The 25,235-nt window shown below is 44.8% G+C and carries 24 protein-coding genes; 11 read left to right on the top strand and 13 right to left on the bottom strand.

What is annotated here, in order from left to right; translation table 11 throughout:
- The first annotated feature begins 36 nt into the window (after nt 1-36).
- Together G511_RS0111335 and G511_RS22700 are read left to right on the top strand one after the other, a co-directional pair.
- Nucleotides 37-282 (top strand): hypothetical protein, encoded by a 246-nt coding sequence (locus G511_RS0111335; protein WP_028469713.1) that lies wholly within the window; start codon nt 37-39, stop codon nt 280-282.
- A 62-nt stretch (nt 283-344) separates the two neighbouring features.
- Complete coding sequence (locus G511_RS22700; RefSeq protein WP_051221938.1) at nt 345-1,271, top strand: putative metalloprotease CJM1_0395 family protein; 927 nt, start codon at nt 345-347, stop codon at nt 1,269-1,271.
- Nucleotides 1,272-1,373: 102 nt separating this feature from the next.
- Here the strand turns inward: G511_RS22700 and G511_RS0111345 are convergent, their stop codons facing one another.
- The 4 genes from G511_RS0111345 to xseA form a co-directional block, all read right to left on the bottom strand.
- On the bottom strand, nt 1,374-2,135 hold the full coding sequence (locus G511_RS0111345) for an alpha/beta fold hydrolase (protein ID WP_028469714.1): 762 nt from the start codon (nt 2,133-2,135) through the stop codon (nt 1,374-1,376).
- A 63-nt stretch (nt 2,136-2,198) separates the two neighbouring features.
- Nucleotides 2,199-2,825 (bottom strand): BamJ family beta-barrel-assembly machinery protein, encoded by a 627-nt coding sequence (gene bamJ / locus G511_RS0111350; protein ID WP_028469715.1) that lies wholly within the window; start codon nt 2,823-2,825, stop codon nt 2,199-2,201.
- 44 nt (nt 2,826-2,869) lie between these two features.
- Nucleotides 2,870-3,712: a M23 family metallopeptidase gene (locus tag G511_RS0111355; RefSeq protein ID WP_028469716.1), complete on the bottom strand. Its 843-nt coding sequence runs from the start codon at nt 3,710-3,712 to the stop codon at nt 2,870-2,872.
- Complete coding sequence (gene xseA, locus G511_RS0111360; RefSeq protein ID WP_028469717.1) at nt 3,705-5,084, bottom strand: exodeoxyribonuclease VII large subunit; 1,380 nt, start codon at nt 5,082-5,084, stop codon at nt 3,705-3,707. The genes G511_RS0111355 and xseA overlap by 8 nt, the downstream gene beginning before the upstream one ends.
- Before the next feature lie 145 nt (nt 5,085-5,229).
- Here xseA and guaB point away from each other — a divergent pair, with 145 nt between their 5' ends.
- The 3 genes from guaB (at nt 5,230) to tadA (ending at nt 9,021) form a co-directional block, all read left to right on the top strand.
- Nucleotides 5,230-6,699, top strand: coding sequence for an IMP dehydrogenase (gene guaB, locus G511_RS0111365; RefSeq protein ID WP_028469718.1), 1,470 nt, complete (start codon nt 5,230-5,232; stop codon nt 6,697-6,699).
- Between the two features lie 93 nt (nt 6,700-6,792).
- Nucleotides 6,793-8,373 carry a glutamine-hydrolyzing GMP synthase gene (gene guaA / locus G511_RS0111370; protein ID WP_028469719.1) on the top strand — a complete coding sequence of 527 codons (1,581 nt, stop codon included), beginning with the start codon at nt 6,793-6,795 and terminating at the stop codon, nt 8,371-8,373.
- A gap of 87 nt (nt 8,374-8,460) precedes the next feature.
- The gene (gene tadA / locus G511_RS0111375) at nt 8,461-9,021 is read left to right on the top strand and encodes a tRNA adenosine(34) deaminase TadA (protein WP_084629089.1); all 561 of its coding nucleotides are present in this window, start codon (nt 8,461-8,463) and stop codon (nt 9,019-9,021) included.
- On the opposite strand, the gene mltF is transcribed toward tadA, so the two are convergent.
- The gene (gene mltF, locus G511_RS0111380; protein ID WP_028469721.1) at nt 9,016-10,497 is read right to left on the bottom strand and encodes a membrane-bound lytic murein transglycosylase MltF; all 1,482 of its coding nucleotides are present in this window, start codon (nt 10,495-10,497) and stop codon (nt 9,016-9,018) included. The genes tadA and mltF overlap by 6 nt on opposite strands.
- Nucleotides 10,498-10,591: 94 nt before the next feature.
- Here mltF and purL point away from each other — a divergent pair, with 94 nt between their 5' ends.
- Nucleotides 10,592-14,494: a phosphoribosylformylglycinamidine synthase gene (gene purL, locus G511_RS0111385; RefSeq protein WP_028469722.1), complete on the top strand. Its 3,903-nt coding sequence runs from the start codon at nt 10,592-10,594 to the stop codon at nt 14,492-14,494.
- 58 nt (nt 14,495-14,552) lie between these two features.
- On the opposite strand, the gene G511_RS24225 is transcribed toward purL, so the two are convergent.
- The 5 genes from G511_RS24225 to G511_RS0111405 form a co-directional block, all read right to left on the bottom strand.
- Nucleotides 14,553-14,894: a rhodanese-like domain-containing protein gene (locus G511_RS24225; protein ID WP_084629090.1), complete on the bottom strand. Its 342-nt coding sequence runs from the start codon at nt 14,892-14,894 to the stop codon at nt 14,553-14,555.
- Nucleotides 14,891-15,328 carry a DsrE family protein gene (locus G511_RS0111390; protein WP_028469723.1) on the bottom strand — a complete coding sequence of 146 codons (438 nt, stop codon included), beginning with the start codon at nt 15,326-15,328 and terminating at the stop codon, nt 14,891-14,893. Before G511_RS0111390 ends, G511_RS24225 begins: the two co-directional genes overlap by 4 nt.
- Nucleotides 15,329-15,398: 70 nt before the next feature.
- Nucleotides 15,399-15,998: an OmpA family protein gene (locus G511_RS0111395; protein WP_028469724.1), complete on the bottom strand. Its 600-nt coding sequence runs from the start codon at nt 15,996-15,998 to the stop codon at nt 15,399-15,401.
- Nucleotides 15,999-16,191: 193 nt separating this feature from the next.
- Nucleotides 16,192-16,491, bottom strand: a complete 300-nt coding sequence (locus G511_RS0111400; protein ID WP_028469725.1) for a YciI family protein — start codon at nt 16,489-16,491, stop codon at nt 16,192-16,194.
- Between the two features lie 13 nt (nt 16,492-16,504).
- Nucleotides 16,505-17,041 carry a septation protein A gene (locus G511_RS0111405; RefSeq protein WP_028469726.1) on the bottom strand — a complete coding sequence of 179 codons (537 nt, stop codon included), beginning with the start codon at nt 17,039-17,041 and terminating at the stop codon, nt 16,505-16,507.
- A gap of 69 nt (nt 17,042-17,110) precedes the next feature.
- On the opposite strand from G511_RS0111405, the gene G511_RS0111410 reads away from it, so the two are divergent.
- The 4 genes from G511_RS0111410 (at nt 17,111) to rluB (ending at nt 20,022) form a co-directional block, all read left to right on the top strand.
- Nucleotides 17,111-17,947 carry a PHP domain-containing protein gene (locus G511_RS0111410; RefSeq protein ID WP_036551924.1) on the top strand — a complete coding sequence of 279 codons (837 nt, stop codon included), beginning with the start codon at nt 17,111-17,113 and terminating at the stop codon, nt 17,945-17,947.
- A 25-nt stretch (nt 17,948-17,972) separates the two neighbouring features.
- On the top strand, nt 17,973-18,593 hold the full coding sequence (locus G511_RS0111415) for an L-threonylcarbamoyladenylate synthase (RefSeq protein WP_028469728.1): 621 nt from the start codon (nt 17,973-17,975) through the stop codon (nt 18,591-18,593).
- Nucleotides 18,594-18,703: 110 nt separating this feature from the next.
- Nucleotides 18,704-19,096, top strand: coding sequence for an H-NS histone family protein (locus G511_RS0111420; protein WP_028469729.1), 393 nt, complete (start codon nt 18,704-18,706; stop codon nt 19,094-19,096).
- Nucleotides 19,097-19,176: 80 nt separating this feature from the next.
- Nucleotides 19,177-20,022 carry a 23S rRNA pseudouridine(2605) synthase RluB gene (rluB, locus tag G511_RS0111425; RefSeq protein ID WP_028469730.1) on the top strand — a complete coding sequence of 282 codons (846 nt, stop codon included), beginning with the start codon at nt 19,177-19,179 and terminating at the stop codon, nt 20,020-20,022.
- 83 nt (nt 20,023-20,105) lie between these two features.
- On the opposite strand, the gene G511_RS0111430 is transcribed toward rluB, so the two are convergent.
- From G511_RS0111430 to ubiG, 3 genes are read right to left on the bottom strand one after another with little or no spacing between them, the layout of a single operon-like run.
- A complete protein-coding gene (locus G511_RS0111430; protein ID WP_028469731.1) occupies nt 20,106-20,846 on the bottom strand; it encodes a YciK family oxidoreductase in 741 nt (246 codons plus the stop codon).
- 30 nt (nt 20,847-20,876) lie between these two features.
- Complete coding sequence (locus G511_RS0111435) at nt 20,877-21,557, bottom strand: HAD family hydrolase (protein ID WP_028469732.1); 681 nt, start codon at nt 21,555-21,557, stop codon at nt 20,877-20,879.
- Between the two features lie 2 nt (nt 21,558-21,559).
- On the bottom strand, nt 21,560-22,282 hold the full coding sequence (gene ubiG / locus G511_RS0111440; RefSeq protein ID WP_028469733.1) for a bifunctional 2-polyprenyl-6-hydroxyphenol methylase/3-demethylubiquinol 3-O-methyltransferase UbiG: 723 nt from the start codon (nt 22,280-22,282) through the stop codon (nt 21,560-21,562).
- Nucleotides 22,283-22,491: 209 nt separating this feature from the next.
- On the opposite strand from ubiG, the gene gyrA reads away from it, so the two are divergent.
- The gene (gyrA, locus tag G511_RS0111445; protein ID WP_028469734.1) at nt 22,492-25,179 is read left to right on the top strand and encodes a DNA gyrase subunit A; all 2,688 of its coding nucleotides are present in this window, start codon (nt 22,492-22,494) and stop codon (nt 25,177-25,179) included.
- The last annotated feature ends 56 nt before the right edge of the window (nt 25,180-25,235 follow it).

The raw sequence follows: 25,235 nt of genomic DNA on the forward strand, positions 1-25,235 counted from the left end.
ATTTGGCATTTTAAACTTAGTATGTAGGTTAGTATCATGAACGTGACTGGAGCCTTACAAACGGGCGTTATTGGTTTAAACCGCACGTTAGACAATACGCTCAAATCTTCTAGTGATCAGGTCGGCAGTGGCAAGCCTGAAGTGCCTGAACTCGCTTCTGGAAAAGCATTGAATAGTGCAGTAACTGAAACAACATTAGATGCGAGCGCACAGGCACCATCAACCAAGGTGGTGACGGATGCTGGTGAAGTGTTAGGTACGAATATTGATACGCGAGCTTAATTCTTAAAAGGATGACGTTTAGCTCGCTATTAAATTGGGTTAAATAAAGAAAGGATAGCAGGGTGATTATTAGCAATTACTCTTCAGTAATGGCCATATCATCGCAGACCGAGAGTGCTTCTGCGGCTAAAGCTATTACGTCTGATCAATCTAAAACCCATCTGTCTTCTTCGCACTCTCAAACGCAGGCTGCGATAGCTGATCCAGCAAAAAATGTAGATAAGCTCTCCTCGCAAGGCGCATCAGTCAGCCAAACAAGTGTCTCTGCCAGCCAAGCAACTACCCACCAATCATCGGATAAGTCTTCTAAGCAGGCAGAAGCAGATAAGACTATCATTCAGAACCTTGCGCAGCGTGATCGTGAGGTTAAAAACCATGAGCGAATACATGCCTCAATTGGTGGCGCTTTCGCATCAGCTCCCAACTTTACTTATCAAAAAGGCCCGGATGGTCAGCTTTATGCGGTGGGGGGAGATGTTAGTATTGATACTTCTGCCGTAGCGGGTGATCCGCGTGCCACCCTAGAAAAGGCTCAAGTTATTATTCGTGCAGCACTTTCTGTGCCTGAGCCTTCAGTTCAAGACCGGCAGGTTGCCGCTCAAGCACGTGTTATGGCTACAGAGGCTCAAGCAGAAATGGCGTTGCTTGAATCGCCAAATGAGAAAGCTACACAAACCGATGATGCTGTAGATGAATCGATTCGAATTCGTAGTGATGCAGGAAATGAAAAAGAGATCGAGGCTTCAGCAAAGAGTTCAGAAAAAAATGAAGAAGAACCTGATGAGAATAATAAAGACAGAAAAACTCTTGCACAAGTAAATGCAGAAACAACAGCGTCGGCACAAGCTGTAACAGAATCTTTACAAGAGTTTAATAGTCGTTTGAACGATATCAATAAAACCCTGCATGATATTAATCTACGTTTAGTTGATGCAGGCGTATTCCAAAAGCTTTTTCCTGAAGGCACTATCATTGACAAAAATGTGTAGTGTGTAAACTCGCTGAGTTTGTCAGTATTTGAACCTAAGTGTTTTTAAAAGCCACTTCCACAATACCGTAAGCTGAAGCTTGTTATAGCAAGTGCTTTACTATTAAGCTCGTAGAAAATTGAGTAGTAACTTTGTGAAGACTACAGGTTTTTCTGCATGAGGCCAGTGCCCTGCACCTTGTATTAGCTTATATGTTGCTTGCGGGAATAGCGCTAGTATTGAGTCGCGATGCTCTGCTTGAATATAGTCAGACTCGATACCTTTAATGAATAGTGTATTACCAGTAAAGGGTGTGCCTGATGGTGCTTCACTGATATTGCTATATGCTTTGCTGAGTACAGGTAAGTTCATTCGCCATTGGAATTGCTTGTCGTCATTCCGATATAGGTTCTTTAATAAAAAAGCTCTGACTCCTGGCTCGCTAATGTAAGTGCTGAGTTGTTTATCAGCTTCTGTACGAGACTTAACCTGCTGAAGGTCTATTGAAAACAGCCCTTTTAAAACATCTTTATGGTGGTGTGGGTAGGTGACAGGTGATATATCAACAACAATGAGTTTTTGTATGCGTGCAGGGTAGGTGAGTGCCAGTTGCATGGCGACTTTTCCACCCATCGAATGCCCCATTAAGTCGACTGAATCTAGCTCTAGTTCATCGAGAAGCTCGATAATATCTTCCACCATAGCAGGGTAGTTCATGGTGTCAGAATGAGGGCTGCGTCCATGGTTTCGTATGTCTACTGCAATGACTTGAAAGTGCTCAGATAGTGTTTTGATTTGGCTGCCCCAATTCTCCAGCGTACCAAATAAGCCATGAAGGATAACCAAAGGGGTTCCTGTGCCATGTTGTTGGTAGTGAAGTTTCATGAAGGCCTCGGATAAAATGGGGGATAAAACCGGGCATGTGTATTGCCCGGTTTCTGCAACTGCTTACAGAATGTCGAGTAGTTCTACATCGAACACTAGTGTAGCAAATGGAGGGATGCCGCCTGGTGAACCCTGTTCGCCGTAAGCAAGGTGGTAAGGAACAGTTAAGCGCCATTTTGCACCCGTGTTCATTAGCTGTAGAGCTTCAGTCCAGCCAGCAATAACGCCGTTCACTGGGAACTCAGCGGGTTGCCCACGATCATATGAACTATCAAAAACCTTACCGTCAGGGAAGGTGCCGTGATAATGCACGCGAACAGTAGATGCTGCATTTGGTTTATCGCTTTCAGCGTTACCTGCTTCAGTGATTTCGTATTGAAGACCAGATTCAAGTACGAAAACGCCTTCACGTTTTGCATTTTCAGCCAAAAGAGCTTCGCCAGCAGCGCCTGCTTCTTTTGCTGCTGCTTCACGTGCTGCCTGAATGCGAGTGTTAATTTCGTTAAAAGCAGTTTGAATGCTTTCAACAGGTACTGCGAGCTCTTCACCTGCGTAAGAATCTTTCAAACCTGCAGCAACTGCATCAAGGTCAATACCTTCGAAGCCGTTTTGTGCAAGTTGGTCACCCATTTGGCGGCCGATACCATAGCTGGCGTGTTGTTCTAGTGTTTCAAATTTTAGTTCAGACATTCTTTTTTCTACCGATGAAAATGAAGCTGCAGATTAACATATTATTATTGGCTTTTCTCGGTCACAAAGAGAAGAGGGTCAACGCGGGTATTGTTAAGGCTAACGCCCCAATGAAGGTGCGGCCCTGTAACACGTCCTGTCTTACCAATCTCACCTATTACGTCGCCTGTGTTGAGCTTGTCGCCTACTTTGACATCAATTTTACTCATATGGCAGTACATAGTTGTTAGGCCGTTGCCGTGATCTAAAATAACGGTGTTGCCATTAAAAAAATAGTTACCTACAGCGGCAACAGTAGCGTTTGCTGGAGCCCAGATGGGAGCACCCATTGGCGCTGCGATATCTAGCCCGCTATGGGGGTTGCGAGCTTGCTTATTAAAAAAACGTTTTAAACCGAAGGGACTGCTAAAAGGCCCTTTTGCTGGCAGAATGAATTCGCTGACGGTTTGCTCAGGGGTTGTCCATAGTTTGAAAGCCGCGACCATTTCTGCTTTTTCACGTTTCCAGCGCTCTATTTGCTTAGGATCTGGGTTGACATGCTTCTTATTTTTAATGGTGAGGTACTGTGCTTTGTATTCTTTGCCCTCAATAGTAAATGGGTAGGAAATGCCGTTGGCGACCAATAGCTGCTCTTTCGTATGTTTGGCCGATAGGCGAATACCGACAATAGCTAACCACTTTGCCTTATCTGCATAAGGCGTGGCTTTGCTTGCAACCACCATGACACGGTTGCTTCTATACCACGCATTGGGTAAGCGCTCAGAAATGATGCCCTCGAGCGGCACAATGACTATGCCTCCCGGGGTGTTGGAATCTTTCGGTAAGGTTAGCGCGTAACTGTTAACTGAAAGTAAAAGGCCGATAAAAACGATGAAAGATCTAATCATGTTCATTCCTTGGATTAGCCGGTTTGTTATCTGGGTATATGGCTTCAACACGGCTATTAAATGAGCCCTTATGAAGTCGGTTTGTGACAATGTCACCAATATTTATTTGTTCTGATTGTGTAATCACTTTGCCGTTAGCGCTTTGAACAATAGCATAGCCTCGTTCAAGGGTTGCTAAAGGGCTGACAGCATTAAGGCGTGTGACGAGCTGCCCTAGAGTGTAGCGTCTTTGGTCGCTGCGCTGATGTAATAGATGAGTGAGGTGCTCCTCATGTCTCAGTAGTAGTGAACGTCTCTGCTCAATTTTACTGCTGGGATGCAATTGGTTGAGTTTTTGGTCTTGCAGAGAGAAGCTGTGTTTGGCTTTTGTTAAATGCTGATTGATTGCCGAGATCAAGCGCTGCTGTGTGGTGTTAAGTTTATTCTGTTGTTCTCTTATACGCTCTCCGGGGTGGCGCAATCGCTGGCGTAAGTGTAAAACACGCTGATGCTGGCGGGATAGTAACTCTTTGAATTGCCTGCTCAAGCGATTAGTTTGCTGGTCTAGTAGTATGTGCATAGCATCTTGGTCGGGACTGATGACCTCAGCAGCAGCAGAGGGGGTGGGTGCTCTGAGATCAGCGACTAAGTCGGCTATAGAAAAATCTACCTCATGCCCGACGGCACTAATAATAGGAATTGGGCAGGCAAATATAGCTCGTGCTAGTGCTTCATCATTGAATGGCCAAAGGTCTTCAAGAGAGCCACCGCCACGTCCAATAATGATTAAGTCAGCCTGGTTGTGTTGTTGGGCTAACGTTAATGCCGCTTTTAGCTGCGGGGCCGCTTCTGCTCCCTGTACGGCGGAAGGGTAAATAGTGACAGGAAGGCTAGGAAAGCGGCGCTTAAGGACTGACAAAATATCATGAACAGCAGCCCCGCTTGGTGAGGTAATAACGCCTAGGTGTTTAGGGTGATTTGGGATTGGCTGTTTGTGCTCAGTTGAAAATAGTCCTTCTTTGGAAAGTGAGGCTTTTAGTGCCTCGTAGGCTTGCTGTAGTTGGCCTTCACCGTCGGCTTCAAGCATTTCTCCGATCAATTGGAAATCACCGCGACCTTCGTAAAGACTAACTTTAGCCGTGAGTACTACTTGATCGCCGTCTTTAGGTAAAAATTTAACGCGAAGGTTTTTATTGCGAAAAAGTGCGCATTTAACCTGCGCCTTTCCATCTTTTAAGGTGAAATACCAATGGCCAGATGAGGGCTTGGCAAAGTTAGAAATCTCCCCTTGAACCCTGACTTGTAAAAAGGAAGATTCGAGTAGTGACTTAACTTGGCGGTTAAGTTCGGAAACGCTAAAAGCGTGATGAGATCGGTCAGAAAATGAATGCATGGGGCTATCTTAATCTAAGCTTTGCAGAATAGTCATTAAGCTAAAACATTTCACTGCTTAAAATGCAAATATGATTGTTCGTATATGGCTAAATCTGTATAATTGATCGATTAAATTTTTCTTAAAGAAACGGGTTGTTTAGACAATGTTACGAATCGTTGAAGAAGCACTGACTTTTGATGATGTTTTACTGATGCCTGGGTATTCAGAAGTTCTGCCGAAGGACGTTTCTCTGGCTACTCAGATCACTAAAGGGATCTCTCTGAATATACCATTGGTATCTGCTGCGATGGATACTGTAACTGAGTCTCGATTGGCAATTGCCATGGCTCAGGAAGGTGGTATTGGTATTATTCATAAAAATCTGACCATTGAAGAGCAGGCAAACGAAGTTCGTAAAGTTAAAAAATACGAAGCGGGTGTTGTTAGTGACCCTATTACTTGTTCTTCAGATATGACGGTTGGCGAGCTGCGCCAAATGGCTGTTCGATTAGGTTTTTCTGGCTTCCCTGTTATCGATAATGGCGAGCTAGTGGGTATTGTTACTAGCCGTGATATGCGTTTTGAAAACTACCTAGATGCTACCGTTGCTTCTGTTATGACACCTAAAGATCGTTTAGTGACGGTTGATGAAGGTGTTGATAAAGACAAAGTTCGTAATTTGCTACGCAAGCATCGCATCGAAAAGATTTTAGTAGTCGATGGTGCCTTCAAGCTAAAAGGCATGATGACTGTTAAAGATATGTATAAAGCTGAAGCTTTTCCGCATGCAGCAAAAGACAGTAAGGGCCGTTTGATTGTCGGTGCAGCTGTTGGTACCGGTCCTGAAACACCGGATCGTGTGACTGCGCTTGCTGAATCTGGGGTTGACGTTATTGTTGTTGATACAGCACATGGTCATTCTAAGGGTGTAATTGAACGTGTATCGTGGGTGAAGAAAAACTTTCCTAAGGTACAGGTTATTGGCGGAAATATTGCTACAGCCGCTGCAGCAACAGCATTGGCTGATGCTGGAGCAGACGGTGTTAAAGTAGGTATTGGTCCTGGTTCTATTTGCACAACACGTATTGTGTCAGGTATCGGTGTTCCACAAATTACAGCAGTAGCAAATGTTGCTGAAGCCCTAAAAGGGCGCGGTGTTCCTTTGATTGCTGATGGTGGTATTCGTTTCTCTGGTGATATCGCTAAAGCGATTGCGGCAGGGGCCTCTGCAGTCATGGTTGGGTCTATGTTGGCGGGGACTGATGAAGCACCGGGTGAAGTAGAACTTTTCCAGGGACGAGCTTATAAGTCATACCGTGGTATGGGTTCTATTGGTGCGATGGCACAAAGCACAGGTTCATCTGATCGCTACTTCCAAGATGCTTCAGAAGGTGCTGAGAAACTAGTACCAGAAGGTATCGAAGGGCGTGTTGCCTGTAAAGGGCCTATGGTAGGCGTTGTTCATCAATTGATGGGTGGTGTACGTGCTTCCATGGGGTATACCGGTAGCCAAGATATTGAAGAGATGCGTACTAAGCCTCAGTTTGTACGTATTACTAATGCAGGTATGAATGAAAGCCACGTACATGATGTGAGCATTACTAAAGAAGCTCCTAACTATCGCGTCGGTTAAATTTCTAGATTTTTATTAAGTGGGGCGCTGCTATGGTTGCCCCATTTTTAGTTTTAAGGGCTGTTAAACAGCCATTCGGTGGAGCCACTGAGCATGACTACAGATATTCACGCACAACGTATACTAATTCTTGATTTTGGATCTCAATACACGCAATTAATCGCACGTCGTATTCGTGAGATTGGAGTGTATTGTGAAATTCGTGCCTGGGATATGGAAGAGGCAGAAATTCGTGAGTTTAACCCTAAGGGGGTTATTCTGGCGGGTGGCCCTGAATCGGTAACTGAAGGTGATTCACCACGAGCTCCTGAACTGGTGTTTGATCTGGGTGTTCCTGTGTTGGGTATCTGTTATGGCATGCAAACTATGGCAGCTCAATTGGGAGGTAAAGTCGAAACCTCTGATCAGCGTGAGTTTGGTTATGCAAAAGTACGCTTGTCCGATAGTGCGAGCCGTTTGCTGGAAGGTATAGAAGATCACATTGCTAATAATGGGTCTTTGTTACTGGATGTATGGATGAGCCACGGTGATAAAGTGACAGAATTGCCAGAAGGCTTTGCTGTTATTGCTTCTACTGATTCTGCTCCTATCGCTGCTATTTGCCATCCAGCTAAACACTTTTACGGTGTTCAGTTTCACCCAGAGGTTACGCACACCAAGCAAGGTGGGCGTATTCTTGAGCGTTTCGTTCGTGAAATTTGCCAAACAGAAGCGCTGTGGACTGCTGAAAATATTATCAGTGATCAGATCGAAAAAGTGCGTGAGCAAGTTGGTGATCAAAAAGTGCTTTTGGGGCTTTCTGGTGGTGTGGACTCCTCTGTTGTAGCGGCATTACTACACAAGGCAATTGGTGATCAGCTGACATGTGTCTTCGTTGATAACGGTTTGTTGCGTAAGAACGAAGGTGACCAGGTGATGGATATGTTCGCTAAGAACATGGGTGTCAAAGTGATCCGTTCAGATAGCGCTGACCTGTTTTTGGGGCGCTTGAAAGGCGAAAATGACCCTGAGAAAAAACGTAAAATCATTGGCAATTCTTTTATCGAGGTATTTGATGAAGAAGCGACCAAGCTTAAAGACGTTAACTTCCTTGCGCAGGGGACTATTTACCCTGATGTAATTGAGTCTGCAGGTGCTAAAACAGGTAAGGCTCATGTCATAAAATCCCACCACAATGTAGGTGGTTTGCCTGATGATATGAAGATGGACTTAGTTGAGCCTCTTCGTGAATTATTTAAAGACGAAGTGCGCAAAATCGGCCTTGAGCTAGGCTTGCCGTATGATATGGTTTATCGCCATCCGTTTCCTGGGCCGGGTCTAGGTGTGCGTATCTTAGGCGAAGTGAAAAAAGAATATGCTGATATTCTACGCGAAGCGGATGCAATCTTTCTTGAAGAGTTGCATAAAGCGGATTGGTATCATAAAACCAGCCAGGCATTTGCTGTCTTCTTGCCAGTGAAATCTGTCGGAGTGGTAGGTGATGGGCGTCGTTATGAATATGTTATTGCTATTCGTGCGGTTGAAACGATCGACTTTATGACAGCACGCTGGGCGCATCTGCCTTATGAGCTGCTAGAAACGGTCTCAGGCCGTATTATCAACGAGATTCCAAAGGTTTCCCGCGTTGCTTATGATGTATCTAGTAAGCCGCCTGCAACTATCGAGTGGGAATAAGCTGCGAGTAATTTGCGCTTAAGTAATTGATAACATTTAAAAGCTCACATAAGGTGAGCTTTTTTGTGGGTGTGGTGGAATAGTTAAATGCAGCACAAAGACGATCAAGGTGTAGTTGAAGAGAGTGAAGAGTCTCAGTCAGGCTCTCAGCAAGAATTAATAGATCAGGGGTGGATGTTAAAAGCTTTGTTGCTTGCTGATAAGGCTGCAGAGCTTGGTGAGGTGCCAGTAGGTGCTGTTGTGGTATTAGATGGAGAAATCATCGGGCAAGGCTGGAATCAGCCGATTGGTCTTCATGATCCTACCGCGCATGCTGAGATAATAGCGCTACGAGAAGCTGCATCTAATGTAGGTAATTATCGGGTTGTTAATGCAGATCTTTATGTGACGCTTGAGCCTTGCTCTATGTGCGCTGGGGCTATGGTGCATGCGCGTGTCCGTCGGGTGATTTTTGGTGCTTACGAGCCCAAAGCTGGCGTAATTGTGAGTCAGCAGCACTTCTTAGAGCAGGGCTGGCTAAATCATAACGTAGAGCATACCGCAGGAGTGTTAGCAGATGTCTGTAGTAAGAAACTAAGTCAGTTTTTCAAAAGTAGACGAGCGCAAAAGCGTCGTGATAAAGATCAAGACGCGGATCAAAAATTATAGCGTTGCAGGAATGCTTTGTAGTTCAATCAGTGCAGCGGGTTCGGTTTTAGCTTTCTGCTCAGCGCGTAATGATGCGTCGCGTGCTTTTCTTATTTGCTGAATCTGCTTTTCCCACTCAAGTAACTCTATATATTTCTTGATGTTTGCAACGTACTGAACCGGCTCTTGGCCGCGTGCGTAGCCGTATTTGACGGTAGAAAAATATTTCTTCTTAGACAGTAGTGGTAAAAACTCTTTAACATCATCCCACTTGTCAGGATCTTTATTGGCACGTTGTGTCAGTACTCTGGCATCTTCTAAATGTCCAAAGCCTACATTGTACCCAGCTAGCGCAAACCATGTATGGTCAGGCTCCTTTATGCGCTCAGGGATTTTCCTTTTCACATTGAGTAAGTATTCAGCGCCCCCCCGAATGCTTTGAATAGGGTCAGTTCGGTCAGCAACCCCGACTTCTTTTGCTGCCGCATTGGTGAGCATCATGATGCCCCTTACGCCAGTTGGTGATACCGCATCGGCTTTCCAGTGCGACTCTTGGTAAGCAATTGAGGCTAATAGCATCCAATCAAAGTCTGTTTCTTGTTCAGCCATATAGAAATACTGCTCTAAACAGGAAAGGCGAGTTTCCATGTCTTGCTTAAATGTGACCGTGTCAAAATAGTTGAGAGGGTTGCGTTTTTCGAAGTATTTCTCTTTTAGGCTTTTGATTAACGTTTTTGTTTTGGGCTTTTCCAGAAACTTATTAACCGCGCGTTTGAGAGATCCGTCTTGGTTTGGTGTTAGTACCCAGGCGATAGGTTGGCTTTTGCCAATAGTAAATGCAGAGTTTAAGCCGGGGTAGAATGAGCTTTGAGACTCGTAAACGCTTGAATCAACGATGGCGTAATCGACTTCTTGCGAAAATACCTTGTCGAGAATATCTGTGTTGGTTAATTCGCTAGTTGCTTGCCAAGCTAAGTTAGGATGTGCAGATTTTATATTTTCAAGTTGCTCTTCTTGAATTGAGTTTGCTAGTACAAGTGTTTTTTTGTCTATTAGGTCATCAACGCTTTTGGGGGCTGGGATGCCTTGTTTTAGGCGGTAGATGACAGTGGAAATACTTTCAGCATAAGGCGTGGAGAATTCAAAAGAAGTTTGTCGTGCACTGGAAATATTAATGCCCGCGGCCACGATATGGGCGTCACGCTTCTCAATGGTTTGGAAAAGTCCATTGATAGTGTCTGGGATGATGAGGTCTATTTCTACACCCAAATCATCTGCAAAGGCCTTCGCTAGCTCATATTCGAATCCGGCAGGTCCGCTTTTATCAATGTAGTAAGCGCTAGGAGTATTGCGTGTGGCGACTCTGATGCTGCCGTTGGCTTGGATCACTTCGAGCTGAGATATGGTGTTATAACTGACAAGCGCAGGCAAACTGATGATCACGAGGATCGTCAGCAGGTGTAAAACGTCTTTTCTTCTGCGTAAGTTAAATAACATAGGGTGGTTTTCTGGTACTCAAGTGATAATTTCGGGTAAAATGCCTGTTTTCTTTCCTGTCTGTTTTTGCTCATTCAAGAGGCTCGAGATCAACATGCTAGTAATGCGTGGAGCGCCTGCTCTTTCTGCCTTCCGTCACGATAAACTGTTAGCCGCTTTACAGAGTGAAATTTCTGTAGTGACCGCTGTTTATGGTGAATTTTATCACTTTGCCGACATCTCTGAAGAGTTGACTGATGACGAGCAGCAAATACTGTCTCGTATTCTTCGTTATGGCCCTAAAGCCGAGGTTCAAGAGCCTGCAGGCTTGATGCAATTGGTTGTCCCTCGTCCCGGTACTATCTCTCCTTGGTCAAGCAAGGCAACAGATATTGCCAGAAATTGCGGCCTAAGCAAAATTAATCGTCTCGAAAGAGGTGTCGCTTACTCTGTTGAATCATCGGCTGCACTATCTGAAGAGCAAAAATCTGCTGTGGCAGCGCTGTTACATGACCGTATGGTTGAGCGTGTATTGTCTGATATTGAAGCTGCCGGTGAGTTGTTTATTCATACTCAGCCTAAGCCTCTTAACCTTATTAGCATTAAGGGAGATGGTCATAAGGCATTAGCCAAAGCCAATGTTGATTTGGGTTTAGCGCTGGCTGAAGATGAAATTGATTATCTAGTTTCTAGCTTTACTACATTACAGCGTGACCCTTCTGATGTTGAGTTGATGATGTTTGCGCAAGCAAACTCTGAGCATTGCCGTCATAAGATTTTTAATGCGTCGTGGGATATTGATGGCGAAGCGCAGGAAAAATCACTCTTTTCTATGATTCGTAATACGAATGAGTTGGGCGGCGAAAATGTACTGTCGGCTTATTCTGATAACGCGGCTGTTATTGCGGGAAGTAAAGCAGGGCGTTTCTTCCCAGATCCACAAACTGCTGAGTATTCTGCTAATCAGGAAGATATACATATCTTGATTAAGGTGGAAACACATAACCATCCTACGGCTATTGCTCCGCATCCTGGTGCGGCAACTGGTTCCGGTGGTGAAATCCGTGATGAGGGTGCAACAGGTAAAGGTGGTAAACCAAAAGCAGGCTTGTCTGGGTTTACGGTTTCAGATCTTAATATTCCTGGTTTTGGTCAGCCTTGGGAGTCTCAGTACGGTAAGCCGGGGCGTATCGTTTCTGCCTTAGATATCATGCTTGAAGGACCTATCGGCGGAGCTGCATTCAATAATGAGTTTGGTCGTCCAAATCTGACAGGTTATTTCAGAACATTCGAGCAAAAAGTTAATGGTGCTGCAGGTGAAGAAGTACGTGGTTACCACAAGCCGATCATGATTGCCGGTGGTATGGGCAATATCCGTGATGGTCACGTTGATAAAGGCCAGATTAGTGTGGGTGCTAAGTTGATCTGCTTGGGCGGTCCTGCCATGTTAATTGGTCTGGGAGGTGGTGCTGCATCTTCTATGTCATCGGGTACGTCTTCTGAGAATTTAGATTTTGCATCGGTTCAGCGTGACAATCCTGAACTGGAACGTCGTTGTCAGGAAGTAATTGATCGCTGCTGGCAGCAAGGGGAAAACAACCCTATCGCATTTATCCATGATGTTGGGGCAGGTGGTTTGTCTAACGCATTCCCTGAGCTTGTTAAAGATGGCGGTTGTGGTGGGCATTTTGAACTGCGTAATGTGAATAATGATGAGCCAGGCATGTCTCCTTTGGAGATCTGGTGTAACGAAGCTCAAGAGCGTTATGTCATGGCTGTTAAGCCAGAAGATATGGCGCGTTTTGAAGCTTTGTGCGCGCGCGAGCGTTGCCCATATGCTGTTGTTGGGGATGCGACTGCTGAGCATCACTTAACGCTTGGTGATACGCACTTTGATAATAAGCCTGTTGATCTGCCAATGAACGTGCTTTTTGGTAAGCCGCCAAAAATGCATCGATCAGTAGAGCGTATTGCTTATCAAGTGCCTGAATTCGTAACAAGCGATATTCAGCTGGGTGAAGCAATTGAGCGTGTTCTTAAGTTCCCGGCGGTAGCCTCAAAATCATTCTTGATCACCATTGGTGACCGTTCCATTACTGGGCAGGTTGCACGTGATCAGATGGTGGGTCCTTGGCAGGTTCCTGTAGCTGATTGTGCTGTTACTACTGCTGCATATGATACTTATGCCGGAGAAGCGATGGCTATGGGTGAGCGCACGCCGCTCGCGTTGGTTGATGCTGCCGCTTCAGGGCGAATGGCTATTGGTGAAGTGCTAACAAATATTGCAGCAGCGCCTATCGCTGATATTTCCGATGTGAAGCTATCAGCTAACTGGATGTGTGCTGCAGGGCATCCCGGTGAAGATGAGAAGCTGTATGACACGGTGAAAGCTGTCGGTATGGAGCTGTGTCCTGAGCTAGGTATTACTGTGCCCGTGGGTAAAGACTCTATGTCGATGCGCACGGTATGGAAAGATGGTGAGGAAGATAAGAGCGTAACGGCGCCACTATCACTAATTATTTCTGGTTTTGCTCCTGTGACTGACGCGCGTAAAGCGTTAACACCGCAGTTGCGTTCTGATCAGGGGCATACAGATCTGATTCTGCTTGATCTTGGTAATGGCAAAAACCGTTTGGGTTTATCTGCCTTGGCGCAGGTTTATAACCGCGTTGGTACGACGGTGCCTAATGTCGATGATGCACAGCAGTTGGCGACATTCTTTTCTGCTATTCAAGAGCTTAATAACTTAGGGCTGTTGTTGGCTTATCATGACCGTTCTGATGGTGGGTTGTTAGCAACTATTACTGAAATGTCTTTTGCAGGGCATGTTGGTGTTGATCTTAATCTAGACCTGATTGCTGAAGATAAATCAGAATGGCTTGCGTCTCTCTTTAATGAAGAGTTGGGTGCAGTTATTCAGGTAAGGCGTGAAGATACTGAGCGTGTATTGGTGGAGTTAAACGCTGCAGGCTTGGGTGATATTGTCATGGTTGTAGGGTCGACTAACTCTGATGATGAGATACGTCTGCACTTTGATGAAGATGAGATTTATAGTGCGTCGCGTGTGCAGCTACAGCGTTGGTGGTCTGAAACTTCTTATTGTTTACAGTCTTTGCGTGATAACTCTTCGTGTGCAGACCAAGAATTTGATCGTGTGTTGGATAAAGCAGATCCAGGTATTCAAGTTGCATTGTCATATGATGTTAATGAAGATGTGGCAGCGCCTCTAATTGCCTCTGGTGAGCGTCCGCGCGTTGCTATTCTTCGTGAGCAAGGCGTTAATGGCCAGATAGAGATGGCGGCTGCGTTTGATCGTGCAGGTTTTGCGACTATTGATGTTCATATGAGCGATATTCTTGAAGGGCGTGTTTCTTTAGATGCGTTTAAAGGCTTAGTGGCATGTGGTGGTTTCTCGTACGGTGATGTATTGGGGGCAGGAGAGGGGTGGGCTAAATCCATTCTTTTCAATCAGCTTGCGCGCGAGCAATTTAGTGCATTTTTCAAGCGTGAAGACACATTCACGCTAGGGGTTTGTAATGGTTGTCAGATGCTGTCCAACTTGCACGAGCTTATTCCTGGTGCTGAGCTGTGGCCTCACTTTGTACGCAACATGTCTGAGCAGTTTGAAGCGCGTGTTGCTACGGTTGAAGTGCAAGAAAGTGATTCTATTTTCTTGAAAGGAATGGAAGGTTCACGTATGCCAATCGCTGTAGCGCATGGAGAAGGGCATGCGGAGTTTGCTTCCTCTGAGCAGTTGGCGGCGTTGCAGTCGTCCGGTACGGTTGCCTTAAAGTATGTAGATAACTACGGTAAGGTTACGCAAGAATACCCTCTGAATCCAAATGGTTCTGTGGGCGGTATTACAGGACTGACTACGCCTGATGGTCGCGTCACTATTATGATGCCTCACCCTGAGCGTGTCTTTAGAGCAGTTCAAAACTCTTGGGCTCCAGATGAGTGGAGTGAAGATGGGGCGTGGATGCGGATGTTCCGTAATGCGCGTGTTTGGGTTGGTTAGTCGCTTAGCTAAATACTGAATAGATCCATTTAAAAGGCAGCTAATCTAGCTGCCTTTTTTATGAATTTTCTGTAGGGAAATTGTGTTTCCACCAGAGTCGCATTCCGCCGTGGAGTTCGTAGGCATCATATCCATGACGTAATAGTTCTCTAACAACCGGCGTACTTCGGTGGGCTGTTAGGCAGATACAAATAATGGTTTTATCTTTGGGGATATTGGATAGGTTTACGTTAAAAACCGAGTTGGAATGACTTGAAGGAATATGGCTTAATTTCCACTCAGTATGGCTGCGTACATCAAGTAAGAATAGGTTGTGATGTTCCTCGCTCAGCTGTTTGTTTAATGCTTGAGCTGAAATTTGAGGGGTTGACGTAAATGATAGCCAGTCTTTGATTTTCATGGGCGCACGTATATGTAGCCTTTCTGTTGTAGATCAACAATGGTAGGTAAGCCTGCTTGAACAACATCTTCTTCTTCCACTTCGTATAGATCTTCGCGAGTAATATTATAGCCATCAAGTGTATTGCCGCACATGATAAACTGCACATCCCTAAGGCGAAGGGAGTCTATGCTTATCTGTTTTGCTTGATCCTCTACTGCGTCCATAAAATATTCAATGGCTCTACCGTGAACGACTACCTTGATATCAATATGCTCTTCTCCAAGTGATTGAAGGTGGTTTGATATGTTAGTCATTGTTTCGGCGATGCGGCTCTCATCATGATAATTCATGTGATAGACAACTTTTTGATCGTTGTAGAGAGGGGCTGAAAAACTATTGAGGCTTAGTAATAATAGGCCGGCTGCTAAAATAAGTGTTTTAAGGGCACGCATATAATCACCTGCTAAAAAAAGATTAAAAAAAAGGCCGACACAGGGTCAGCCTTTTTCTAAAAGCAAAGTATTACTTCTTGCCAGAGATCTGAACGTCTACGCGACGATCAGCACGTAGGCAGCTGATTAAAGCAGCACCACGGCCAGAGCATTGAGCGATAGGAGCAGTTTCACCTAGAGCGTCAACAGTCATAGCGTTGCTATCAACACCAGCAGAGCGAAGAGCTGCTGCAACGTTGTCAGCACGACGACGAGATAGGGCGTCATTGTATGCGCTTGAACCGATAGGGTCAGCGTTACCGATTAAGCGGATGCTCTTAACAGTAGCCAAACCGTTAACGTAGTTAGCGATGTCAGAAACGCTATCTACAACAGCGCTATCGAAATCAAAGAATACAGCGAATTTTTTGTCAGCAGCCATCATTGCTGGAGCTGGAGCAGCTGGTGTTGGAGCTGGAGCAGCGGCAGTCATTTTCTGGTAACCGTCACAACCTTCAACTGTTGCGTCGTCTTGTCCCCAGGTACCAGTATGCCAGCACTCACCAAAACCTGTGCGCCATACAGTATCACCAGAGTCAGTAACGTAACCGCTGTTTACTGGGTGAGCCAGGGCAGCAGCTGACATGCTCATCGCAAGAGCGAAACCTGCGGTCATAGCGAGCTTTTTCATATTAATATCCTTGTAAAAAGTGGGTTATAGCATTCGTAATATTTCATGAATCTAGCCCACTGTCTATTAATCTACGTTTAGCAGATCTAAAAATGGGAAAACATTCATATACATAAGCTTTATAGTATTTTACGTTGACTGTCGCAAGTTTGGAACCATTTAAAGCCACTATTATTAATAATTTAGCTTTTATTTAGGGCAATACTTTCTTATAAGGCTTTACAGTGACTTTGGCATAAACTCCGGCGGCCACATAAGGGTCGGTGTTAGCCCAGTCTTGTGCCTGCGCTAATGAGTCAAACTCTGCAATCACAAGGCTGCCAGTAAAGCCGGCTGATCCTGGATCCTCTGAATCAATAGCGGGATGTGGGCCCGCTACAAATAGCTTGCCTTGGTCTTTCAGTGCAACCAATCTACTGAGGTGGTCGGGTCTGGCGGCCATGCGAGCATCGTGAGTGCCGGGTTTGTCTTCAGCGATAATAGCGTAAAACATAAGGTAAGGTTTCCTAGTCTGTGTTCTTTATATATTTAGACATATAAAGCCCCTGAAGGACTATAAATACAATAGTGAGCCCTAGCATGCCAAATAGCTTAAAGTTGACCCATGTTTCTTCGGAAAAATTATAGGCAACAGCCAAGTTGATCACACCCATGGCAAGGAAGAAGGCAACCCAGGCTATATTAAGTGTTTTCCACGCATGTTGAGGTAATTCGATATTACCAGACATGATCCTTTCAATAATGGTTTTAGTACCGATGAATTGGCTTCCTAGGAAAGCGATTCCAAACAACCAGTTGACGACAGTAGGTTTCCATTGAATGAAGGTCTTGTCTTGAAATATAACAGTAGCGCCGCCCATTATTATGACAAGCACTAGAGTGACTAACTGCATTTTTTCGATTTTGTGCTCTTTGAACCATGTGTAAAGCATCTGAATCAGGGTTGCTGGAATCAGTACGGCAGTTGCCATGATGATATCATCCGTGTACTTGTACACGCCGAAAAAAATAATTATTGGGAAAAAGTCGAGAAGTAGTTTCATAGTCGTATAATTAGTTAAAGGGCTCTAAAGTATATAGAGCTGTCTCCTGCTTATAAACCCGGAATTGATATGCTGGCACATTCTTATGACTTTCATACTCACTCGACCGCGTCGGACGGGACTTTAGCGCCGCAAGTGCTGATAGAAAAAGCGAGCGAGGCGGGTGTAAAGCTGATGGCGTTGACAGATCATGACTCCATGAGCGGTTATCAAGCATTGATCAGTTCAGGGTTTAGCGCTGATATAGAGCTGATTTCTGGTGTGGAGTTAACCTGTCGATTAGATAAACAGGTGGTTCATGTGGTTGGTTTAAATCTTGATGCAGCCAACGAACGATTATATGCCCATTTGCTGGGGCTTGACCGATTACGTATGGAGCGGGCCAAAGCGATAGCATTACGCTTACATAAAGCGGGTTTACCTGACTTGCTCGAGGCAGCCATTGAGTGCTCAGGTGGAGGGCAAATAGGGCGGCCTCATTTTGCGCAAGCGCTCTTAAATATGGGTTTGGTAAGCGATCAGCAACAAGCATTTAAAAAATACTTAGGAGCGGGTAAAAAAGGTGATGTTAAGGTTGAGTGGCCGCAGCTTGCTTCAATTATTGAAATTATTCATGAGGCGGGTGGTGTAAGCATATTGGCTCACCCTACGAAATATAATTTAACCTTGAATAAAGTTCGCTATTTAGTGGCGCAGTTTAGTGAGTTGGGTGGCGATGCATTAGAAGTTGGTTATCCGGCAGTGACGGCGGATCATCAAAAGTCGCTATCTATTTTGGTTGAGAAGCATCAGTTAATGGCCTCTGGTGGGAGTGATTTTCATAACCCTGATTATCATTGGACAGGGTTGGGGCGTTTTCCGAGAGTACCAGAGCATCTACCGCATGTATTAGATGCGATTCGTTAGTGGATATTAACTTTGGGGTTATATTGTGAGCCAGTTTTTTCAGATACACACAGAAAATCCGCAAAAAAGGCTAATTCAGCAGGCGGTGGATATTATTAATAAGGGTGGGGTTATTGTATACCCAACGGATTGTGCTTATGCGCTAGGATGTCATTTAGGTGATAAGTCAGCGCTTGATAAAATAAAGCGTATTCGCAAGTTGGATGATAAGCATAATTTTACATTGGTTTGTCGTGATTTAAGTGAAATCGGAACCTATGCAAAAGTAGATAATCAGATGTATAGGCTTTTAAAAGCGCATACTCCGGGCGCCTATACTTTTATATTAAAAGCGACAACAGAAGTTCCTAGGCGCTTACTGCATCCTAAAAGGAGAGCGATTGGCTTACGAATTCCGGATAATAAAATAGCTCAGGCGCTACTAGAAGCACTGGGTGAGCCTATTATGAGCACCTCTTTAATTATGCCAGGAGATGAGGAGCCGCTTTCAGATCCTTATGATATTCGTGACTTATTACAGCATGAAATAGACTTGGTTATTGACGGTGGTTATTGCGGGGTAGCGGCTACAACGGTTATTGGTTTAATGGATGATCAACCTGAAGTTATCAGAGAAGGAGCGGGTGATATTTCCGATTTTGAATAAATACGCTATTATTGTTAATTATATTATGTAATAAAATGTTAATTTCTTGAATTAATATTTTATTTGACGATAATGCCTTGCAAGCTAATTAATATTTATTGAGTTGAATAATGACTGATATCGTAAAAATCTTAACAAGGAAGAATTCTCTGCGTAAGCAGTGTCAGGACTTATCAATAACGGACATTGAAAAAATAATCGTTGATCTTTCAGATATACTGAAAGAAAAAGAAGCATTTGAATTAGAGCGTGCAGAAGCTGATCGTGAGAAAAATGCGAAAATCGATATGATTCGCAAAACGATGCAAGAAGCGGGTATAGGCTTTGATGATATTAAAGACTTGGTAGCAACTTCTCCTAAGAAAAAAGTAGAAGCTAAATACCGTATTATAGATGCAAATGGCGATACGCATGAATGGTCTGGTCGTGGTAGAACGCCATTGGCTTTCCAAGAATACTTTGATACGCATGGTGTTACTAAAGATGCTTGCTTAATTAAGTAATTCTATCGTTTGTGATTTGTTATTATAAGCTCTTCGGTTTTTGCTGAAGAGCTTTTTTGTTTTCTGCGTAGGAGCGTCACATGTCAGATGAAAAGTTACAAAAAGTGTTGGCGCGCTCTGGATATGGCTCACGTCGTGAGATGGAGCGCTGGATAGGTGAGGGGCGGGTGTCCGTAAATGGACGCACTGCAACATTGGGGGATCGGGTTAGTCATCGCGACCAGATTCAAGTAAATGGGCGGGCAGCAAATATTGTTTCTGAAGCTGAAAGCCCTCGTCGAGTACTAATTTATAATAAGCCTGTTGGTGAAGTGTCTACTCGGCACGACCCAGAAGGGCGTCCTACTGTTTATGATCACCTTCCCCCGTTAAGAACAGGGCGTTGGATTGCTATAGGGCGTTTGGATTTGAATACCAGTGGTTTACTGGTGTTTACAACCGATGGCGAGTTGGCGCATATGATGATGCACCCATCTGCTAATATTGATCGCGAATATGCTGTGCGTGTTTTGGGTAATGTGCCTGAAGAGATGCTAACGCGTCTTAAAGAAGGTGTTTTACTTGAAGATGGAATGGCTAAATTTACAGATGTTCGTTTCTTTGATGGTGATGGCGCTAATAAGTGGTATCACTGTGTGGTAATGGAAGGGCGAAACCGTGAGGTACGTCGCTTGTGGGAGTCGCAGGGCTTGCAAGTGAGTCGTCTAAAGCGTGTGCGCTACGGTTCACTATTTTTGCCTAGTGATGTTAAGGCAGGAACCTGGAAAGAGCTTACCTCAAAAGATATTAAAGTGTTGGCTAGCAAGCTGGGTATTGATCAGAAAAAACCTGTGCGAATGAAGCCGGCAGAAAAAGAAAAGCTTGAGCGTCGCTATAAGCATCAACAGATACGTCATTCTGTTGGGCCTAAGCACCGTAAGGACTAATCTTTTTAAAGTAAAAGTTACAATAAAAACGCAGCCAAAAGGCTGCGTTTTTTATGGCTTTCATAATGCGACGAGGCGATAGATTATTGAGCGTTTAGCGATTGGCCGTTCAAATCATTGCTATCGCTACCCATTAGATACAGGTATAGCGGCATAATGCTGGCTGGTTCTGGATTGGTTTCTGGTTGTTCGCCAGGGTATGCGTAGGCACGCATTTTAGTGCGTGTAGCGCCAGGGTTAATGCAGTTAACTCTAATGTTGGCGGTGTTTTCCACTTCGTCTGCCATGACCTGCATAAGGCCCTCAGTAGCAAACTTTGAAACGCTATAAGCACCCCAGTATGCACGCCCTTTTCTTCCTACTCCTGAGGAGGTGAAGATGATGGATGCATTCTCAGAGCGGTGTAATAGAGGCATAAGCGTTTGCGTTAGGATAAACGGAGCGTTGATGTTTACCTGCATGACCTGTTGCCAAATGATAGGGTCATATGACTCTATGGGCGTTCTTACACCAAGTAGTGAGGCGTTGTGTAGTAATCCGTCAATATGTCCAAACTCATTGTCTAAGATGTTAGTTAGATCAATATAGTCATGCTCAGTCGCTGTTTCTAAGTTGAGCGGTACTATGGCGGGCTTGGGGCCGCCTGCGGCTTCTATTTCGTCGTAAACGTTTTCCAGCTTTTCGGTTGTTTTGCCTACGAGTATGACAGTGGCGCCATGTGCGGCATATGTTAATGCAGCAGCGCGTCCGATGCCGTCGCCAGCGCCTGTGACAAGGATTACTTTGTTTTCAAGAAGGTTGTTGGGAGCGTTGTATTCAAACATCGAAAGCGTCCTTATTCGTTACGACGGCTCTCAAAAATGCGCGTCTATTACAGATAGAATCTGATCTGCATGCTTAACATAGGCGTTAGCATTCCAGCTATCAGAGTTCTCCGATTCGTTAATATAGCCATATAATGCGCCAATTGTGAACATGTCTGCGCGATTTCCGGCGTCTATATCACGTATATGGTCACCAATATAAATACAATTTTGTGGAGCTGCCTGTATTTGCTGGCAAGCCAAAAATAGTGGTTCAGGATCAGGTTTGGTTTTGGTTACATGGTCTGGGCAGATGGTACTTGCGCTTCGTATGCTTAGTTTTAAAGTATCTAAAATAGGTGTGGTGAAGCGTTCAGGCTTGTTGGTGACAATGCCCCAGGGGATTTGTTTTTCTTCTAATGTGGCCAGTAGTAATTCAATACCAGGAAATAATTTGCTGTCGCTGGCTAGGTGTTGAGCATAAAGACTGAGCATCTGCTGATTCAGCCTCGGTAGTTTGCTATCGTCATCGCTGAGCCTGAATGCTGCTTTTAGCATGGCGTTTGCGCCATTAGAAACGTGCTTGCGTAATTCTACGTAAGGTTGTTCTGGCAGATTGTTCTTGGTCAGCAGCTGGTTGATAACCCAGTGAAAGTCAGGTGCAGTATCAAGAAGCGTTCCATCAAGGTCGAACAGAACGGCTTCCGGTTTTTTTGTTTTACTTATTTTCACGTTTATAGCTCAGGGCGAGTGGTCGCAATGATAAAGTTGACGTCGACATCAGTAGTGTCTAGGCGATACTGCTTGGTGAACGGGTTGTACGTCATGCCCGTAATGTCGTTAGCTTTAAGTTTTGATTGGCGAATCCACGTAGCTAGTTCTGATGGGCGAATGAATTTTTTAAAGTCATGAGTGCCTTGTGGAACGAGCTTTAGCACATGTTCTGCACCTAATATGGCAAATAGGTAGCTCTTTGGGTTGCGGTTCAGCGTTGAGAAAAATACATGTCCGCCTGGCTTTACCATTTTGGCACATGCCTGAACAATAGAGGATGGGTCAGGAACGTGCTCTAGCATTTCCATGCAGGTGACAACATCAAATGTTGCTGGGTTAGCTTCTGCCATCTCTTCTGCGGTGATTTGTTGGTACTTAACCGATACGCCGCTTTCTAAGCCGTGCAACTTGGCTATTTTAAGTGGTGCTGCCCCCATATCTATACCAGACACTTCTGCGCCACGTACAGCCATGGATTCAGATAGAATCCCACCGCCGCAGCCTACATCTAGTACTTTTTTTCCAGCAAGTGATGCAATGCGGTCGATATAGCCAACACGTAATGGGTTGATATCATGAAGTGGTTTGAACTCACTGTCTTTGTCCCACCACCGGCTAGCCAATTCTTCAAATTTGGCAATTTCAGAAGGGTCAATGTTTGCAGAATAAGTTTGATCGGTCATAGGGAATGGTATCTGAATAGTATTTCGAATGGCTCTATTCTAACACTGGCTAGTGCTCTTAAACAGCTAGCGCAACATATTCATTTTGCGGGAATCTTTTTGAAATCTTGTGGTATACTCGTTCGGTTAAAAACAGGTCCTGTTTTTCTGGGCTTGATTGACTAGAACGAATCAAGATTAGCAGACCGAATCAAGGAAAGCTGAAACGCATGGGTGATTTAACCAAAGAAATTTTGCCGGTAAATATCGAAGATGAGATGAAACAGTCTTATCTCGATTATGCCATGAGTGTTATCGTTGGCCGGGCCTTGCCTGATGTCCGTGATGGCTTAAAGCCTGTTCACCGTCGTGTTTTGTTTGCGATGAGTGAGCTTAGCAATGACTGGAATAAACCGTATAAAAAATCTGCACGTGTGGTGGGTGATGTAATTGGTAAGTATCACCCGCATGGTGATAGTGCTGTTTATGACACCATTGTACGTATGGCGCAGGATTTTTCGATGCGGTATACGCTGGTAGATGGACAAGGTAACTTCGGTTCCGTCGATGGCGATTCAGCAGCAGCAATGCGATATACCGAAATTCGCATGGATAAAATCTCCCATGAGCTGCTATCTGACTTAGATAAAGAAACTGTCGACTTCGTACCTAACTACGATGGCACAGAGTTTATTCCAGAAGTGTTGCCTTCGCGTGTTCCTAACCTATTGGTCAATGGATCTTCTGGTATTGCAGTAGGTATGGCGACTAATATCCCGCCGCATAACTTGCGCGAAGTTGTCAGCGGTTGCCTTGCACTTATAGAAAACTCAGAACTCACCGTTGATGAGTTAATGGAATATATTCCAGGTCCTGACTTCCCAACGGGCGCTATTATTAACGGGCGCGCAGGTATTCTTGAGGCGTATCGTACCGGCCGTGGCCGTATCTATATTCGCTCCAAGTACCATGTAGAAGAAAACAGTAAAGGCCGTAGTGCCATTATTGTGACTGAAATACCTTATCAATTAAATAAAGCCCGCTTGATTGAGAAAATCGCGGAGCTAGTAAAAGAGAAAAAACTAGAAGGTATCAGTGAGCTACGCGATGAATCCGATAAAGATGGTATGCGAATCTATATCGAATTAAAACGTGGCGAAATGCCAGAAGTCATTGCTAATAACCTGTTTGCACAAACACAGATGGAAGGTGTGTTTGGTATAAATGTGGTGGCATTGGTTGATGGTCAGCCAAAAATTCTGAACCTAAAAGAACTGATCGAAAACTTTATCCGCCATCGCCGAGAAGTCGTGACGCGTCGTACTGTTTACTTGCTACGCAAAGCGCGTGAGCGAGGTCATGTTCTAGAAGGTTTAGCTATTGCATTAGCTAATATTGATGAAGTTATCCAGCTAATCAAGCAGTCTCCAACACCCTCAGAAGCTAAGGAGCGACTGACAGAGATGGCGTGGGCGCCTGGTTCTGTTGTTGATATGCTTGAGCGCGCTGGTGAGAATGCTTGCCGCCCTGATGATCTAGATCCGCAGTTCGGTATGCGCGAAGGCAAATATTACCTTTCTCCAGTACAGGCACAGGCTATTCTGGATCTTCGACTACATCGTTTGACTGGCCTCGAACATGAGAAACTGATTAACGAATACCAAGAACTGCTGGTTAAAATTGCTGAGCTACTTGAAATCTTGGGTTCTTATACGCGTTTGATGGAAGTGATTCGCGAAGAGCTAGAAGCGATTGTGGCCGAGTTTGGTGATGAACGTCGTACTGAGATTATTGCGTCTCGACGTGATTTGACCGTTGCTGACCTAATCACAGAAGAAGATATGGTGGTAACCATCTCTCATGGTGGTTATGCGAAGACGCAACCGCTAACTGACTACCAGTCACAGCGCCGTGGCGGTAAAGGTAAATCAGTAACTGCAGTAAAAGATGAAGATTTTGTTGAGCATCTTCTTATCGCAAGTACACATGCCACTATTTTGTGTTTTACCAATAAAGGTAAGGTTTACTGGTTGAAGGTATTTGAGATACCGCCAGCGAGTCGTGCTGCTCGTGGTCGACCAATTGTAAATATTTTGCCACTGGATGAAGGTGAGCGTATATCGACTATTCTTCCGGTAAATGAATACAGTGAAGACCGTTTTGTCTTTATGGCAACAGCGAGTGGTACTGTTAAGAAGACCTCTTTGGTCAACTTCTCACGCCCAAGATCATCTGGTTTAATCGCTGTTGATCTACTCGACGATGATGCGCTAATTGGTGCTGCTATCACTGAAGGAGATGACGATATTCTGCTGGTAACAGATGCCGGTAAAGTAGCGCGTTTCCATGAAGGTGAAGTCCGTGCGATGGGGCGTACAGCGCGTGGTGTACGCGGTGTTAAGATGAAAGGTGCTGCACGTGTGATCTCTCTGATTATTCCTCAGGAAGGTGGCAAGGTATTAACAGCGTCTGAGCGAGGTTTTGGTAAGCAGACAGCGGTTGAAGACTTCCCTTGTAAAGGGCGTGGTAACCAAGGTGTGATTGGTATGCAGTGTACTGATCGTAACGGTAACTTGGCTGGTGCAGTACAGGTCTTTGAAGGCGATGATGTGATGCTGATCAGTGATCAGGGAACCATGGTTCGCACACGCACTTCTGAGATATCTGTCTTGGGCCGTAACACACAAGGTGTGATGTTAATTCGTGTTGCCGGAGATGAAAATCTGGTGAGTTTGGCGCGAATTGAAGAGCCTGAAGTGCCAGATGAAGGTGATCTGGATGGCGAAGGCGTTGTTTTGGATGCCGAAGGTAATGTTGTTGAAGGTAGCGTAGTTGAAGGTGCTGAAGAGGTAACAGCAGCACAAGATGCTGTAATACCTTCTGATGATGAAAGCGAAGCAGAACCCGACGCAGAGTAAGTTAATAAGCGCGGCTGAGGCCGCGCTTATTATTTATGCTTGGTAAATTTAAGAGA

The organism is Neptunomonas japonica DSM 18939 (assembly GCF_000422765.1).
Classification (GTDB): Bacteria; Pseudomonadota; Gammaproteobacteria; order Pseudomonadales; family Balneatricaceae; genus Neptunomonas; species Neptunomonas japonica.